The sequence below is a fragment of the Pseudoalteromonas sp. TB51 genome (assembly GCF_000498055.1).
Classification (GTDB): Bacteria; Pseudomonadota; Gammaproteobacteria; order Enterobacterales; family Alteromonadaceae; genus Pseudoalteromonas; species Pseudoalteromonas atlantica.
This window is the reverse complement of the sequence record NZ_AUTO01000025.1, coordinates 1-16718: the sequence shown is the minus strand read 5'-3', so window position 1 is coordinate 16718 and position 16718 is coordinate 1. Positions and strand designations below refer to the sequence as shown.

Below are 16718 nucleotides of genomic sequence, written 5' to 3'. Positions count from 1 at the left end.
GGCTAGCCAAGCAATTAAAGAGCATGTAAATGCTGTTACCGCGCGTATTAACGAGCTTGCCAGTAAATCGTACGATCGTCTCCCTGGTATAAATTCGCCTGAAGTAGTTATTATGTTTGTGCCTATAGAATCTGCATTTGTTGAGGCGCTTAAATATCAAAGCGATATTTACCAACAAGCTATCGAAAAAAACATTTTAGTTGCTACACCAACTACTCTGCTTACAAGCCTTAATATTGTTAAACAGCTGTGGCGCTTTGAAGAGCAAACCAAATACTCTAAAGAACTGGCGAATCGTGCAGAGCGCTTTTACAACAAGCTCAATGGCTTTTTAACGAGTATGGAAGGTGTTGGCAAGCAACTAGACCGCGCAAAAGAAAGCTACGATAAAGCCTTCTCACAGCTTTACCGTGGTAAAGGTAACTTAATTAAACAAGCTTCAGAATTTAAAGAGCTAGGTGTATCGGTTCAAAAAGAGTTACCAAACGACAGCGTAGAAAAAGCCCAATTAGAGCTAGATTAAATTCGATTTATCTCTACTGTTTTATACATTAAAAGGAAGGTTAATGGTTTTTCCATTACTCAATTCGCAAAGGTTAGCGTTAACCCCTATTAGTTATGAGGATAGAGACGCTATTTTTGCTCTTGGCTATGTGGAGCAAGCCCAGCGTTATTTAAGTTTTATAGCTGAAAAGCTAGTAAACGCTGAGGCAAAAGTAATTGAATACATAGACGTATATTACGTAGAAACATTATTGTGGGGCGCAAGTTCTCATACTATTGCGGTTGGTTGGCCTCTAGTGCCTGCCAACTTACAAAAGCTTTATATCAATTTTCATGGTAAAGCGCCGCAAAACTAATACAACTAAAGCTCACATGTACTCGCTTACGCCTTTAATACTCCACCTCATTCAATAACTCATTTATTTTTTCATCGCCAATACACTCTCCATTAGACCAACTTGCAATAAGCAGTGTCATTAAATTACCAATACGCTCTGACTTACGCTGTAGCTGCTCTATTAGTGCATTAGCTTCATGTTGTTTTTCACCAAGGCGCTCAATAATGGCGTTGTGATCTAGCTCCTCATTAGGCTTACGCAGGGAGGGGATTTCTTCAAGCGAAAACCCTAAACTTTGTGCAAACTTAATCATTTTAAGCTGCTCTACACTGGCTTTGTCGTATTGCCTATACCCGTTGTTATTTCGCGTGCCTTGTGGCAGCAGCCCTATACTTTCGTAATACCGTATGGTGCTTGCTGCAATACCCGAGTGCTTAGCTAGTTCACCTATTTTCATTATTACCTCTACTATAAAAAGTGGGTTGACCTTAAAGCTGACTTTAAGGTTATAGTGCCTGTAATGTCAATTTATGGTTTATATGTATGTCTGAGTTTGAACAATCTGCTGTATTTACGCCCTTTACCCTACCAAGCGGTTTAACGCTTAAAAACCGAGTAGTAAAAGCCGCTATGGAAGAGAACCTCGCAGAGGCCGACCTAACGCCATCGCAAGTGCTTAAAAATGTATACAACGAATGGGCAAAAGGCGGTTGCGGGTTAATTATTACTGGCAATGTTATGGTCGACCACCTTGCAATGACAGGGCCAGGCGGCCTTGCCCTTGAGCAACAAACCGATATAACGCCTTTTGCAGAGCTTGCTCGTTTAGGGCAGCAAAGCGACTGTAAAATTGTGATGCAAATAAATCACCCTGGCCGCCAAGTATTAAAAAGAATGGGCGGTAAAGCGCTAAGTGCCTCTGATATTGCGCTTAATATGGGTAAGCACTCTCACTTATTTGCCCAGCCAACAGCTATGGATAAAAGCGAGATTAGTGATGTTATCGCTCGTTTTACCCATACAGCGCAACAGGCCGAAAAAGCAGGTTTTAATGGCGTCCAAATACACGCTGCACATGGCTATTTATTAGCGCAGTTTTTATCTCCACTAACTAATAAGCGTGATGACGAATGGGGCGGTAGCCTTGAGAATCGCGCGCGATTATTACTTGAAATAACACGCAGAATTAAAGCGCAATGCAGCGCCGGTTTTTCGGTATCGGTTAAGTTAAACTCAGCCGATTTTCAGCGCGGCGGCTTTGAGCCGCATGATGCGCAAGCAGTTGTTAATATGCTTAGTGCATTAAAGCTTGATTTTGTAGAGCTTTCAGGCGGCAGTTACGAAGCACCCGTAATGCAAGGAACAACGGGTGATGAACGTACACTTGCACGTGAGGCGTACTTTTTGGAATTTGCCAAAGCAATTAGCGAGCAATCAACCATACCCATTATGACCACCGGTGGCATTAGCCGATTAGATGTGGCAAATAAAGTAATTAGCTCAGGCGTAGCGCTCGTTGGTATGGCCACGGCATTGGCTTATCAGCCTAATTTAGTTAATTGCTGGCAAACACAGCCAACGCAAAACCTGCTTATGCCGCGTGTTACCTTTAAAGACAAAACCCTTGCAGGGCTTGCCACTATGGCGCTGGTAAAAAGGCAAATTCGCCGAGTGGGCCAAGGCAAACGCGTTAAAGCAAATGCCTCGGCTATTTTTACTTTAATAAGTGACCAAATGCGCGCTGCAAAGCTTACAAAGCGCTATCGTAAGCGCTTTGCAAAAGAGCTAAATTAATTAGCTCTAGTTTAAACTGATATTTTCTATGCCACACTTGAGAGCGTTGATTGATGGGCGTTAGCATATGCCCAGTTAACGCACTCTTGCGCTAAAATAGCGATGGTATCTAGGCAGGTGTCTGGCGAGTGTTTGGCTTGTTCATTTAACACAAGCGGTATTTCGGTACAGCCAAACAACACGCAGTCAGCACCTTGAGCAAGCATTAAGTCGTATGCTTTGCTTAACAAGTGGCGACCTTTATTTAAATCGCCCGCTTTTACGGCGGTAATGCCATCCATTATGGCTGCTTGTTGTTGAGTGTTTGGTTCAACAAAATCAATATTGTGCTGCTTAAACGCATTTTGGTAAATGCCCATATTAAGCGTAGCGGTAGTGGCTAAAATACCAACCTTTTGTTTGCCCGTGGCTTTTACTTGTTTTATAACGCTTTTTACAATGCTAATGGTGTGTACATCGGCATTTTTAGTGAGCGCGTCGTACCAGTAATGCGCGGTATTACACGGAATAACAATACAACTTACACCTAAGCTTGTTAGCTCTTTAAAGCCTTTTTTAAGCTCAAAAAATGGGTTTTCGTCTTCAAGACCCATTAAAAATTTTGTTCGGTCAGGAATTTGCGGGATATTCCTTATAAACATAGGTATATGCTCTTGATCATTTTTAGCGGGCGATAGCGCAATTACCTGATTCATAAATGAGGCGGTAGCCAAAGGTCCCATTCCACCTAATACTCCGAGAGTTCTAAGCATGATTGCATTCCGGTTATTGAGTTTATAGGCTTAATTTATAGTGTTTTATTTAGTTTGAATAATGCTATTATTTTACCACCCATGCACAAACTGCATAACTAAGTGGTCGCTATGAATATTGAAAGTAAATGGTTAGAAGATTTTTTAACGCTCTCGCACACAAAAAGCTTTTCGCAAGCGGCAAAGCTTAGGCATATTACGCAACCTGCATTTAGTCGGCGTATAAAAGCCCTTGAAGACGCCCTTGGCGCAGCCCTAATCGACCGAGAAAACTTGCCTATTACCCTTACCCCAAGCGGTAAAATATTTCATATAACGGCGCGTAATTTAGTTAACCAAATGAATACCTCGGTTAGCATGCTTGAGGAGTTATCGGTGCAGCAGAATTATTCTGTAAAGGTTGCGGCCGCACATTCTTTAGCGAGTTTTTTAACCTTACAACTAGCTAACTTTCAAACGCAAGATGAGCGCGACATTGTACTTAATTTAGAGGCTATAGACGTAGATAAAGCCACCGAAGCGCTAGAGCAAGGTGAATGCGACTTACTTATTGCCTTTGATAACGAACGCCTTAAACTGCCGCCGTTTAGTCATCAAAAAATAGGTAATGCTAAGTTGTTACCTGTTAGCGCCTGTGACGAGCAAGGCAAAGCCTTATATAACCTAGAAAGCGCAGCGCCTATACCGCATTTAGCCTACAGCCTCGACTCCTACATGGGGCGGCAGTTAGAGCCCATTATATCGGGCGCTAAGCTTAATAAAGTGTTTGTTTCATCCATGACTGAGCTTTTAAAAGTGCATGCTGTAGCAGGGAATGGCATTGCCTGGCTGCCCGACTACGTTATATCAAACGAGCTTAAAAATAATACATTGGTAGTTGTAGGGAGTGAGCACCACTGCGTGCCAATAACTTACTATGCGTATAGATATCATGCGGCTTTGCACCCCGGTGGCGAAAGTGTATGGAATAAATTAACTGGGCTAAATATAACCTAACTGTAAACCCCCGTTACAGTTAATGAGGTATTATTAATTTAAAACGATAACTGCTATGAGCAATGGAATTTTAATTATTTACCTATTTTATTATGGAGTTTTATTTCCATAATAATTGGGTGTTTTGTCTCTTTTTTAATACTTTTGATAAAGCCAAAATAGCGTCATCAACACAGAGTATTAACTAGCTAACGAGGCAACTCCCATGAAAGCAATTGGATATCAAAAAAGTTTACCTATCGAAAACGAATTATCATTACAAGACATTGAACTTGAAACGCCAACAGCACACGGCCACGATATTTTAGTAGAAGTTAAAGCTGTATCGGTTAATCCGGTTGATTTTAAAATTCGCCAAGCAATGCCAGCAGCTGAGGGCGAGTATAAAGTAATTGGTTGGGATGCAACTGGGGTTGTTAAATCGGTAGGCGAAAACGTATCGCTTTTTAAGCCAGGCGACAAAGTATGGTACGCAGGCGACATTACGCGCTCAGGCAGTAACGCGCAGTTTCAGTTAGTTGACGAGCGTATTGTTGGCCATATGCCAAGTTCACTTTCGTATGGCGAAGCCGCAGCATTGCCGCTTACCAGCATTACTGCGTGGGAATTATTGTTTGACCGTTTAAATGTAGCTAAAAACGATGATTCTAAAAGCATTTTAGTTATTGGTGCCGCCGGTGGTGTGGGCTCAATAATGGTGCAGCTATTAAAGCAGCGCACTAAATTAAATATTATTGCCAGTGCTTCTCGTGCTGAAACAATATCGTGGTTAGAAGATTTAGGTGCCGACACTATTGTTAATCACCGTAACCCGTTGAGTGAAGAATTTGCAGCTAAAAACTTAAGCGAAGTGGATTACGTTGTTAGCTTAAACAATACAGAGCAGCACTTACCTGAAATTGAAAAAGTAGTGAAGCCACAAGGTCAATTTGCCCTTATTGATGACCCTGAAACACTTAATATTGTGCCATTTAAAAACAAAAGCGTGTCGGTACATTGGGAGCTTATGTTTACTCGCTCGTTATTTAAAACCGACGACATGCAAGAGCAACACGTTATTTTAAACAACGTAGCCACTATGATTGACCAAGGGCAGATTAAAACTACGGTAGGTGAGCACTTAGGTAAAATTAACGCAGCCAATTTACGCAAAGCGCATCAGCACCTTGAATCGCAAACCGCTAAAGGTAAAGTGGTGTTAGAGGGCTTTTAAGGCCTTTAGCTAATATAGTTTTTTTGAGTATACCCAAGCCCCTAACGGGGCTTTTTTGTGGCTATTATTTATATAACTGGTTGTAATTAGGAATATGTTTTACCCAAAATGCAGGGCTGCCAATATACTCTTGTACAGTTTTTATAAATTCGCTCACCAGTGGTGTTTGTTTACGGTGAGGATACAGCGCATAAATACCGGTGCCCGATGCGCTGAGCTTATAATTAGTTAATAGCGGCACTAGCCCCATTTCGTCTATGGGTTTTTCTAGGTTAAATAAATCTAGCATCACATACCCTAAGCCCGCTTTTGTGGCATCAAGCATGGCGCGTACATCGCTTACCTTATAGTTGCCTTTCATTTTGTGAGTTTTGTATTCATCACCATGAGGCTGGGTACTTAATTTAATTTGATCTAGGCTTACATCGCCATTGCCATAAACCACCGCAGGTAAGGCGATAAGTTCTTCAGGTGTGCTTGGCATACCATGGCGTGCAATAAAGTCATTAGAGGCAACCAAAGCAAAGTGCATATCAGATATTTTTTTTGCCATTAGATTGGAGTCATTCAATTTGCCAATTCTAAATGCTAAATCGTAATGGTTGGCAATAATATCGTTGCGCTTATCATCAAGCATGAGGGTTATTTTTACCTCAGGGTACTTTTGCATAAATAAATTAATGGCCGGCTGCACATACTGCTGCCCAAAAAACATGCCCGAGGTAATACGCAAAATACCTTTAGGTTTTGCTTGGTAGGAGTCGGCAATGCTATGAATATCACTGAGCGTATCAATTAAAATATGCGCTTGCTGGAGTATTTCCTCCCCTGCGGAGGTAAGCGAAAACGAGCGCGTAGAGCGATTAAGTAACTGAATACCTAAACTGCTTTCTAGCTTTTTAATTTGCTTTGAAAGCGATGAGTTGTCCATATCGTGCAGCGCCGCGGCTTTTGCAAATGAGCCTTGCTGTACTACATCAACAAATAACGCTAATTGGTTGGTGATTGACATCTAACTCTCCTAAATCCCAATAAGGTGTATCGGTGTAATAATTGCTCGCAAAATCAACAAACGCGCGCACTTTACTAGGTAAAAACTGCCTGTTTGCGTACACCATATAAAGCCCTATTGGCTCAGGTTCGTAGTCTTTTAATATACGCACTACTTTACCCTGTGCCAGCGCCTCTCCGGCTATAAATGTTGGCTGCATGGCAATACCGCCACCTGCTATAGCGGCATTGAGTAGTAGGTCGCCATTGTTAGCAACTAGGTTACTTTCAAGCTTTAACTCGTTTTTAAGCTCGTTCGCTCCACGTAGCTTTTTGGTAGGCTCGGTGTGGGCGTAGCGTAAATAGTTATGCGATTGCAGCTCTTCTAAGGTAGTAGGCGTGCCGTGCTGCGCTAAATAAGAAGGAGAGGCAAACACCGCTAACCTAATAGGCGCTATTTTTTTAGCAATAAGTGATGAGCTTTTTAAAACCCCAATGCGCAGCGCTATATCAATACCTTGCTCAACAATATCAACAAATTGGTCGGTAAGGTTTAGATCTAATTTTAAATTTGGATAACGCTTTTGAAACTCAACCAATAGCGGTGCTAAGTGCTTTACCCCAAACGACATAGGGGCACTAATACTGAGCACACCAGAGACATTTTCGTTTAGGTTATCGAGCGAATTTTCCATGTCGTCTATATCGTCTAGCACCTGTAAGCAGCGGGTAAAATAGTGATCTCCCGCCTCGGTAGTGCTTACTTTGCGCGTGGTGCGGTGCAGTAATCGGGTAGCAAGCCCCTCTTCTAGCGCAGACACATACTTGCTCACAAGTTGCGGCGATATATCGAGCTTATCGGCAGCTTTAGAAAAAGACCCCTCTTGTACAACACTTACAAAAGTCTTCATGGTGGTTAGCTTATCCATTATTAGCAATGCCTTGTTTATAATTTTTAAATAAAGATCGTATTAATTATGTTTATAAAAACAGTTAAAGTCCACACATCGCATTTTTGCACAGTTAGTGAGTTTTTATAGCGTTATAAACACATTTTTTTGCGTAAATAACTATTTATTTACAACAAAATGGAGTTAATACGTGCTACTGCAGCAATCACGCTTCTTTTTATCCATTCTAACGCCAAGTCGGGTTTATTAATAATGCAGTATCGCTGTACGTGAATAAGCACGCTTATATTTTTATTAATGACTAAGAGATAAAGCCATGAAAAGATTAAACAACAAAGTAGCCATCGTTACTGGTGCAGCACAAGGTATTGGCGCTGCTTATGCAAAAGGTTTAGCTCAACAAGGCGCTAAAGTTGTGCTTGCTGATTTAGCCGACCCAAGCGCAGCTGTAGCTGAAATTATTGCCGCTGGCGGCCAAGCAATAGGCTGCAAAGTAGATGTAACGAATAGTGAATCGTTAGATGCCATGGTAAAACAAACCGAAGCTGAATTTGGCCCGGTTGAAATATTAGTTAACAATGCTGCTATATTTGCTGCGCTTGAGCTTAAACCATTTTGGGAAATATCTGAAGACGAATGGGATTTAGTTATGCGCGTAAATGCACGTGGGCCTTTTCAGTGTACCAAAGCAGTGTTGCCTAGCATGCGTAAATTAGGTCGTGGTAAAATCATTAACATTGCATCGGGTACATTTTTACGCGGTGCACCTATGTTTTGCCATTATGTGGCATCTAAAGGCGCGGTTGTTGGGCAAACACGTGCGTTGGCCACTGAGCTTGCTAACGATAATATTTTAGTTAATTGCCTATTAGTTGGCTTAACCGAAAGCGAAGGCGTTAAAAATAACGCACAATTTGATAAAGCTAAAAATAGCACACTAGGCTCACGAGTAATTAAACGTGCAATGGAGCCTGAAGACTTACTTGGCCCTATTTACTTTTTAGCTAGTGAAGACAGCGATTTTATGACCGGACAATGTATTAACGTTGATGGTGGCGCAATTAACTACTAACAAGCCTGATTGCTTATTTAGTGTTAATTTAAAAGCCGATGTTTACGCATCGGCTTTTTAACGAGGGGGTAAATAAAAATCAGTTTAACAATACTGTATTTATAATATCTCAATGGGCGCTTTATTTATTAACAAAATAAAAGCTAATAAAATAAGGGGATATTAATAAAATCCTTAGGTATTACCATGGCTCAACCTGCATTATTTATCTCTCACGGTTCACCTATTATGGCCGTACAGCAATCGCCAACGTCCGACTTTTTAAAAGCGCTTGGCAAGTCACTCAGCACGCCACGCGCTATTGTTATTTTTTCGGCGCACTTTGATATGGCCCACGATGAAGCGGCTCATAATATTGTAATAACCGCAGGGCAAGCGCCTGAAACCATTCACGACTTTTATAATTTTCCTGCGCATATGTATAACATTAAATACCCAGCTCCAGGTCATCCTGAGCTTGCGGGTAATATTGCAACGCTATTTAAAAATAAAGGCATTACAGCAATACTTGATGAACGCCAAGGCTGGGATCATGGAGTATGGATACCACTTCGCTTAATGTACCCGCAGGCAAATATTCCTATTGTACAAGTATCTATAAATACTCAATTAGGCGCAAAAGCCATGTATGAATATGGGCAGTTACTTGCCCCACTTCGTGACGATAATATATTAATTATTGGCTCTGGCGGCATTAGCCACAACCTACGAGAAGTGTTTAAAATCCCTGCTACACCTAACCGTGTACAAATGGTAAAAGCGTTTACCCAATGGGTTGAACACGCGCTTTTAGCGCAAGACACACCCGCACTTTTAAATTACTTAGCCGATGCACCCCATGTGTTATTTAACCACCCTACCCAAGAGCATTTTTTACCACTCTTTGCTGCTATGGGCGCAGGCGGCAAGCAAGTTGAAAAACTCTTTAGTGATATTGAAATGGATATTTTAGCGCTTGATACCTATAAGTTTTATTAATTTTAATCAGCACGCTGCAAGCGCCTTGTGTTTTTTTAATCAAAGTGTAATGGGGGTTTACAAAGCGTATGTTGGGTTAAGAGCAGCAAAGCCCAACATAAAGTTATAAAGTGGGCTTTAACGCAGCTTTTTAATGTAATTAGATGTGGCGCTATTTTCATGCGCGTCACCATAAATAATTGGTGACGGATAGTATTCTGCGTCTAACTGTATGGTGGAGGCAACATCATCACCAAAATAATCAGCAATAAAAGCAAGGCACATATCCATACCTGCTGAAACACCTGCACAAGACCAAATATTGCCATCTTTTACAAAGCGTTCTTCAACTACGGTTACAGTGTTATCTTTTTTAAGGTGATCTAGAAAAGCCCAGTGGGTGGTTACTTTTTTATGCTTAAATAGCCCCGCTTTTTGCATTAAATACATACCAGTGCAAATAGATAAAACACTGTGGCAGTTTTCAGCTGTTTTTTTAAGGTAATTAATAACGTCAAGGTCTTCCATTGCTATACGTGCACCACTACCGCCAGGTACAAATAATACATCGGGCTGCACTGGGTCAGTAAAATGATAATCGGCACTAAAACGCATGCCGTGCTCACCTGAGGGAGTCATAGAATTTAGCGATATTAATTTGGGTTTTTCACATAACCCCTTTTCTGCCAGCAGACCTATTAGTTCCCAAGAACCAACTAAATCCAGCTCTTCAACTTTGTCGTAAATTAAAAAATATATTTTCATACTATGTTATTTAGTCCTTTAATTTGTATCGTTTTTAAATAATAGGCGCTGCAATCGTGTTATAAACTTTATTAATTTGAGCAATCGTTCAAAGTAAGTTAAGCTCAAAACGATTAACTTACAAGTATCTTAAATTTATTGGGAGCAAACATGGCAACCACACTCGCATTTGACGTATACGGTACGCTTATAAACACTCACGGCGTGCTGTCTTTACTTGAAGATATGATAGGCGATAACGCGCAAAAATTTTCAAAGACATGGCGTGAAAAACAGTTGGAATACTCGTTTAGGCGTGGGTTAATGCAAAACTATATTCCGTTTTCATTATGTACAAAACATGCTCTCGATTACGCGTGTTTAGCGCATAAAACGCAGCTTAGTGACGATCAGAAGCAGCAATTGCTTGAGCAGTATAAAGTTTTACCCGCCTTTGACGATGTTAAAAAAGGGCTTGAGCAACTTAAAGCGCAAAATTACCGATTGTTTGCATTTTCAAATGGCGCTGCTGATGCGGTTAATAAATTGCTCGAAACTGCAGGTATTAGTGATCTTTTTGAAGGTGTAGTAAGTGCCGACGATATGAAAACATTTAAGCCAAACCCAGGTGTTTACAGCCATTTTTTACGCGAGACCAATTCAACGGGCGCAAACACCTGGCTTATTTCGAGTAACCCGTTTGATATTACTGGCGCTATTTCACATGGTATGCGCGGAGCATGGATAAAACGCTCTGAGGATTCTATTTTTGATCCGTGGGAAATTCAGCCAACCACCGTAGCCACCGATCTAGTGGATTTAAAAAATAAGCTTGAAGATATCAATTAAGCTGCATTTTTACTTTTATATCCCTCTTTAGCACTTAAGATTTAACCGAGTTGTAAAGGGGGTTTACTTCCTATAGTGGTATTGCCCACTTATAATACGTTCGCTTTTTGCTACCCCCTCTCATCTCTCAACTCTTATATTTTAACCATCGTACTATTTTACAAACTGTCATTATTTAGCGCGCATTTTGGCACCTTCCCATAGCTCATTTTATATACTTTGTTAGTTTTAAAAGTAATTCCTTATAACTAATCAGTCACTCCTAATTGCGAAAATAAACCTATATCTAACCCTTAATCATTATTGTAAATGCAAATTGTTACTATTAAGATCCTCAGCCCCAATACAAGTACAACCAAGGAGCGAATATGTCACAATTACAATCGGCGCAGCTCAGTCCTGTCGAAAATAAAGCAATATTTGAGCAAAACGGGTTACCACCTCAATTTAATCTCGATCAGTTTATTAACTACCAAATAGCGTCGTTGCAGGGGCTTTCGGCTGTACAACAAGCTATGGCTAAAGCGCAAAAGCCGTTTTCTGGCGTGTCTGTTAATACACTTGCCGCCACTGTAAATGATGTAGATTTAGCCAAACCTCTTGCTGATTTTCCTGCCGTATTAAACGAGCTTAAAAGTGTGTATTTAGATCACGCTGTTTATTTTCATCATCCGCGTTATATGGCGCATTTAAATTGCCCCGTTACGTACCCTGCGGTTGTGGCTGAGCACATCATTGGCGCAATCAACACGTCGGTAGACACCTGGGATCAAAGCGCTGGCGCGACCCTTATTGAACAAAAATTAATTGATTGGAGCTGTGAAAAAGCAAAATTACCTAGCACTGCCGATGGTGTTTTTACCAGTGGTGGTACGCAATCGAACTTAATGGCTATGCTTGTTGCACGCGAAGTCGCAGTGAGCCGCTATGCACCTAATCATGAAGTAAAACTGCAAGGCTTGCCTGAAGTCGCCTCTCGTTTTCGTATTTATTGCTCTGAGGTTGCGCATTTTAGTATTCAAAAGGCAGCGGCATTACTGGGCCTTGGTTATAACGCGGTAGTGCCCGTGGCTACAAACAATAAAATGCAAATGGATATGGACGCACTTAACCACGCAATTGCGGATTCTAAAGCTAAGGGCGAATTACCTATCGCTGTGGTAATTACCGCAGGTACAACCGATTTTGGCTCAATTGACCCTGTTGAAGACATAGCAAAACTTGCTAAAAAAGAGCAGCTTTGGTGCCATGTTGATGGCGCATACGGCGGCGGATTATTGGTAAGCGAGCATCACCGAAGTGCTTTAAACGGCATAGAACAAGTAGATTCAATTACCATTGATTACCATAAATCGTTTATGCAACCGGTTAGCTGCAGTGCTTTTTTATTAAGTGACAAACGCCACTTTAGCCATATTACCCTTTACGCCGACTATCTAAACCCGCTTGCTGAGGCCGGCAATGGTACGCCAAATTTAGTTGATAAAAGCTTACAGACCACACGCCGTTTTGATGCCCTAAAGCTTTGGTTAACACTGCGCACCATGGGTGAAGCGCCACTTGGTCGAGCGTTTGATAAAGTAATTGGTCTTGCTCGTCAAACCCACATTGTACTTAACGACCACCCAGATTTTGAAGTTATAAATTACCCAGAACTTAGCGCATTGGTATTTCGCTTTGCACCAGAGGAGCTAAAACATAACCCCGATTTACTCGACACCCTAAACCTGCACGTACGCCAAACATTCTTAAATACTGGTGAAGCCATGATTGCGCGCACCAAAATTAACGGCCGTCATTACCTTAAATTTACGTTACTTAATGCCCAGTGCCAATTGAGCGATGTGCGCGCCGTGCTTGAACAAATTAGCACTATTGCGTGGCAAACGTATAAGGAGCAAAAATAATGAGTAACCAACCTTATGACTTTATAGCCATTGGCCTTGGCCCGTTTAATTTATCGTTAGCGTGTTTAAGTGAGCCACTGGAGGGCGTGAAAAGCTTATTTTTAGAGCAGCGTAGCCAATTTGATTGGCACCCCGGAATGATGCTAGAAGGTGTTACTTTACAAACGCCGTTTATGTCTGACTTGGTGACTCTTGCAGACCCTACCAGTAAGTACAGTTTTTTAAATTATGCCAAGCTTAATAATCGCTTATACCCATTTTATATTCGCGAGAGCTTTTTTTTACTGCGTAAAGAATACAATCTCTATTGCCAGTGGGTGTGCTCGCAGCTTAGCAACGTAAGCTTTGAGCAAAGTGTAACTCTGGTTAAGTTTTGCCAGCAAAGTGAGTGCTATACTGTTACCTGTAAAACCCCAAATGGGGAGCAGCACTATGTTACGCGCCACTTAGTGCTTGGCACCGGCCCTGCCCCATATATTCCTGATTGCGCAGTGCAAAGTAATTCTAATAACGTACTGCACAGTAGCGATTTTTGCCACCGCCTTGATGAGCTAAAAGCGGCTAAACGCGTTACGGTTGTAGGGGCTGGGCAAAGTGCGGCTGAAATTTATCACACCTTATTACAACAAGCTGTGCCAAACGGTTTGCAACTAGATTGGATTGCGCGATCGCCGCGTTATTTTCCGCTGGAATACACTAAACTCACCCTTGAAATGACCTCTCCTGAGTATGTAGATTACTTTTATAATTTAAAAACTGAGCAACGAGATTGGCTTAATCAAAATCAAAAAAACTTATTTAAAGGCATTAATGGCGATTTAATTAATGACATTTTTGACACCCTTTACGCGCAAAGCCTAGATGGGCCCATTTCTACCACATTTAAAACTAACAGCAAGCTTACCAATACACGTAAAAGTGCTGGTCGCTTAGTCACTGAGTTTTATCATCAAGAGCTAAATGAAGCCTTTGAAATAAAAACCGATTACTTAATTTGTGCCACGGGCTTTAAATACAAGCGCCCTGCTTTTTTAAACCCCATTGCACAGCAACTCCCAGAAGATGAGCAAGGCCGCTACTTAGTTAGCCGCGAGTATGCGGTAGATAGCGAACAAAAACGTATATTTGTACAAAATGCAGAGCAGCACACCCATGGTTTTGTAACCCCCGATTTAGGCATGGCGTGTTATCGCAACAGTATAATTTTGCGCGAAATACTCGGTTATGCGCCGTATCAGGTTGAGCAAAAAATTGCTTTTCAGTGTTTTGATTTAAGCGATGTAGAAACCCATTCACAGCAAAAGAGTAACGCCGCATGAGTTTACGTTTAGCGCTTATTTTGCTTACGGTTATTTCGGTCGTGTGCGACACCTTATTACTGCCGTTTTATCCGCAATTTTTTGCCAGCGAATTTTCTGTAAGTAATCCCACACTTATTGGGGTATTCGTAGCTAACTGTTGTATTACCGTTATGCTCGCGCTGCCCCTGTGGGCAAAGGTTGCCAAAAAATACCACGAGTTGGCTCTTTGGCTTGTAACGCAAGTGATTGCCGCCTGCTTTGGTTTGCTTTGTTATTTTGCAACTAACGTGTGGGAATTTTGGTTTTATTATCAGCTTATGTTGGTGCTTAAAGCCAGTTACCTGCTTATTTACCCGTTTGCACTGCGTTTAGAGCAGCAAAGTAAGCACCTTTCTATTATTGGCTTGTTTTCGGTACTTATGCACTTTGGTGCTATTGGCGGCGCGTTAGTGGGCGGGTACTTTTTTAGTATAAATGCACCGCGTTATGCATTGTTATTAAGTGCTGCGGGCGATGTAATACAAGTGCTGCTGTGCGCCTATTTAATGGTGAGCTTAAAGTTAGGTATTTATCAGCAAGCGATTGAAAGCGAAAAACCACGTACTCGTACACCGTATTTTATTTGGCAATTTTGCTTTATAAGCGTGGTGGTTTACTTTAGTGCGTTTTTAATTAGGCCGTTTTTTACTACCCATTGGCAAGGAATGAGCGCACAAAGCAGTGCATTCCAAAGTGCGCTTGTGTACGCCATTCCTGCTTTTGCAGCCCTACTTATGCTGTTGTTTAACCACTTTCGGCAGCACTTACCTTTTCCTACGCTTAGCCGCACCAGTACATTGTTGTGTGCTCTTATTTTTGGCGCTATTGGGCTTTATTTACAGGCGCAAGAGTCGGTGTGGTTAGTTGTCAGCTCTCGCGTTTTATACGGTATAGCGCTATTTCAGGTCATGGTTTTATTAGAAGTGATGTTATTTGCTAAAAGCGAGCCTGCTCATTACGGCAGTGATTTTGCCAAAGTGCATGTTGCGCAAAATATTGGCGTTATTTTAGCGTCGTTATTAGTGGGTATGAGTGTGGAATATTTTAATACCACCGTGCCTTTTTACTTTGCTGCCATTGGCTTTGCAAGCCTTGGCGCTATTTTGCTATGGCGCGTTAAATTTGTTAGCCAAGCTGCACACACAGCCACTTAATAATTAAAAAGATTTAGGAGTTTTTATGTATTTTTCATCTTTTGTAACCACGTTACAACACACAGGTAATGTGACTATGCGGTTACTACAGCAAAGCGATATGCCCATAATTTGCCAGTGGCTTACACTACCTTACGCCCATTTTTGGGGTATGAGTAAACACACCCCCGAGCAAATGTGCAGCGCCTACCAAGATATAATTAACAACCCGCACCATCATGCCTATGTTATTGAGCAAAATAATGAGCTGCTTGCCTTAGTTGAGCTTTACAGCCCAAAGCACGACAAACTACTCGCAGCTGCCTATGAGGTACTGCCAAACGATACCGGCATGCATATTTTACTTGCCCCAAATACACAGCCTAAACGCCATTTTAGTTTTGAAATAATGCAGTGCGTATTGCACAGTATTTTTACTCATAATGCCGATGCACGCGTAGTGGTAGAGCCCGATATTGCCAATAGTAAAATTCATACCTTAAATAAGCGTTTAGGTTTTGTGCATACTAAGCAAATAAACCTTGGTGATAAAAACGCCTACCTTGGGTTTTGTAATAAAGCTGCGTTTGAAACGCACGTTAATTTACATCACAAAGCGCAAACGCCAATAAACACCGACTATATAAAGTTTGACCACTGGCAATGGGCAAACAGGCACTTACAAAGTAAAGCCATTAGCGAGCTGGTACACGAGCGCTTATTGGTTGCAGAGCAAACCCCACAAGGTTTTAAAGTAAATATTGAAGGGGGTTATTTTATATTTAATGGCCGTGCTATGGCGCTTAACCACATAGATATAGACGAGCCAAGCTTATGCTTTTATAACCTTAACAACGAGCAAGTAGAGCTTGATGTACTGCACTTTTTTAGTGTGCAAGGCCCTGCGCTGGGTTTAACTGGCGAGCGTTTAGCCACCTACCTTGAAGAGCTTAACGCCACTCTTGCGAGTGCCTGTTATAAACGCGAAAACAACACCCTTAGCGCAGCCGAACTAGCGCAATTAGGGCTACAACAAATAGAGGCCGCAATGAGCGAAGGCCACCCTGCGTTTGTGGCTAATAATGGCCGTATTGGTTTTAGCAAAACCGACTTTTTACGCTATGCGCCAGAGGTGGGTAAACCGTTTAAAGTATTGTGGTTAGCGGCGCATAAAACAGTATGTGATTTTGCTTATAGTGAATACTTTAGTGATTACCC

At 41.6% G+C, this 16718-nt stretch carries 17 protein-coding genes; 12 read left to right on the top strand and 5 right to left on the bottom strand.

Going from position 1 to position 16718, the window contains the following annotated elements; translation table 11 throughout:
- Nucleotides 1-523: DNA recombination protein RmuC (locus L650_RS0100690; RefSeq protein WP_029771794.1), on the top strand; the 523-nt coding region annotated here is incomplete at its 5' end.
- A 43-nt stretch (nucleotides 524-566) separates the two neighbouring features.
- Nucleotides 567-860 (top strand): hypothetical protein, encoded by a 294-nt coding sequence (locus L650_RS0100685; RefSeq protein ID WP_085065389.1) that lies wholly within the window; start codon nucleotides 567-569, stop codon nucleotides 858-860.
- 34 nt (nucleotides 861-894) lie between these two features.
- Here L650_RS0100685 and L650_RS0100680 read toward each other — a convergent pair whose 3' ends face one another.
- Nucleotides 895-1299, bottom strand: a complete 405-nt coding sequence (locus tag L650_RS0100680) for a MerR family transcriptional regulator (RefSeq protein ID WP_029771789.1) — start codon at nucleotides 1297-1299, stop codon at nucleotides 895-897.
- An 86-nt stretch (nucleotides 1300-1385) separates the two neighbouring features.
- On the opposite strand from L650_RS0100680, the gene L650_RS0100675 reads away from it, so the two are divergent.
- Complete coding sequence (locus L650_RS0100675; protein WP_029771787.1) at nucleotides 1386-2636, top strand: NADH:flavin oxidoreductase/NADH oxidase family protein; 1251 nt, start codon at nucleotides 1386-1388, stop codon at nucleotides 2634-2636.
- Nucleotides 2637-2662: 26 nt separating this feature from the next.
- Here L650_RS0100675 and L650_RS0100670 read toward each other — a convergent pair whose 3' ends face one another.
- Entirely contained in the window at nucleotides 2663-3388 is a 726-nt protein-coding gene (locus tag L650_RS0100670) for an aspartate/glutamate racemase family protein (RefSeq protein WP_004586294.1), read from the bottom strand.
- Nucleotides 3389-3499: 111 nt separating this feature from the next.
- Here L650_RS0100670 and L650_RS0100665 point away from each other — a divergent pair, with 111 nt between their 5' ends.
- The gene (locus tag L650_RS0100665; protein WP_029771785.1) at nucleotides 3500-4384 is read left to right on the top strand and encodes a LysR family transcriptional regulator; all 885 of its coding nucleotides are present in this window, start codon (nucleotides 3500-3502) and stop codon (nucleotides 4382-4384) included.
- Between the two features lie 205 nt (nucleotides 4385-4589).
- Nucleotides 4590-5597, top strand: coding sequence for a zinc-binding alcohol dehydrogenase family protein (locus tag L650_RS0100660; RefSeq protein WP_029771784.1), 1008 nt, complete (start codon nucleotides 4590-4592; stop codon nucleotides 5595-5597).
- Nucleotides 5598-5661: 64 nt separating this feature from the next.
- Here L650_RS0100660 and L650_RS0100655 read toward each other — a convergent pair whose 3' ends face one another.
- Both L650_RS0100655 and L650_RS0100650 read right to left on the bottom strand, forming a co-directional pair.
- Nucleotides 5662-6609, bottom strand: a complete 948-nt coding sequence (locus L650_RS0100655) for a LysR family transcriptional regulator (protein ID WP_029771783.1) — start codon at nucleotides 6607-6609, stop codon at nucleotides 5662-5664.
- The gene (locus tag L650_RS0100650; protein ID WP_029771781.1) at nucleotides 6575-7516 is read right to left on the bottom strand and encodes a LysR family transcriptional regulator; all 942 of its coding nucleotides are present in this window, start codon (nucleotides 7514-7516) and stop codon (nucleotides 6575-6577) included. Before L650_RS0100650 ends, L650_RS0100655 begins: the two co-directional genes overlap by 35 nt.
- 298 nt (nucleotides 7517-7814) lie before the next feature.
- On the opposite strand from L650_RS0100650, the gene L650_RS0100645 reads away from it, so the two are divergent.
- The gene (locus tag L650_RS0100645; protein ID WP_004586289.1) at nucleotides 7815-8570 is read left to right on the top strand and encodes an SDR family NAD(P)-dependent oxidoreductase; all 756 of its coding nucleotides are present in this window, start codon (nucleotides 7815-7817) and stop codon (nucleotides 8568-8570) included.
- Nucleotides 8571-8756: 186 nt separating this feature from the next.
- Nucleotides 8757-9548, top strand: a complete 792-nt coding sequence (locus tag L650_RS0100640) for a DODA-type extradiol aromatic ring-opening family dioxygenase (RefSeq protein WP_029771779.1) — start codon at nucleotides 8757-8759, stop codon at nucleotides 9546-9548.
- A 117-nt stretch (nucleotides 9549-9665) separates the two neighbouring features.
- Here L650_RS0100640 and L650_RS0100635 read toward each other — a convergent pair whose 3' ends face one another.
- Nucleotides 9666-10292 carry a DJ-1/PfpI family protein gene (locus L650_RS0100635; protein WP_029771778.1) on the bottom strand — a complete coding sequence of 209 codons (627 nt, stop codon included), beginning with the start codon at nucleotides 10290-10292 and terminating at the stop codon, nucleotides 9666-9668.
- Nucleotides 10293-10442: 150 nt separating this feature from the next.
- Between L650_RS0100635 and L650_RS0100630 the strand changes: the two genes are divergently transcribed.
- The 5 genes from L650_RS0100630 to L650_RS0100610 all read left to right on the top strand — a co-directional run.
- On the top strand, nucleotides 10443-11120 hold the full coding sequence (locus L650_RS0100630) for a haloacid dehalogenase type II (RefSeq protein WP_029771777.1): 678 nt from the start codon (nucleotides 10443-10445) through the stop codon (nucleotides 11118-11120).
- A gap of 368 nt (nucleotides 11121-11488) precedes the next feature.
- Nucleotides 11489-13027, top strand: coding sequence for a pyridoxal phosphate-dependent decarboxylase family protein (locus tag L650_RS0100625; RefSeq protein ID WP_029771776.1), 1539 nt, complete (start codon nucleotides 11489-11491; stop codon nucleotides 13025-13027).
- Nucleotides 13027-14346 (top strand): lysine N(6)-hydroxylase/L-ornithine N(5)-oxygenase family protein, encoded by a 1320-nt coding sequence (locus L650_RS0100620; RefSeq protein ID WP_029771774.1) that lies wholly within the window; start codon nucleotides 13027-13029, stop codon nucleotides 14344-14346. The genes L650_RS0100625 and L650_RS0100620 overlap by 1 nt, the downstream gene beginning before the upstream one ends.
- Complete coding sequence (locus tag L650_RS0100615) at nucleotides 14343-15521, top strand: MFS transporter (RefSeq protein WP_029771773.1); 1179 nt, start codon at nucleotides 14343-14345, stop codon at nucleotides 15519-15521. The genes L650_RS0100620 and L650_RS0100615 overlap by 4 nt, the downstream gene beginning before the upstream one ends.
- A gap of 25 nt (nucleotides 15522-15546) precedes the next feature.
- A partial coding sequence (locus L650_RS0100610; RefSeq protein WP_029771771.1) for a GNAT family N-acetyltransferase occupies nucleotides 15547-16718 on the top strand: 1172 nt, incomplete at its 3' end.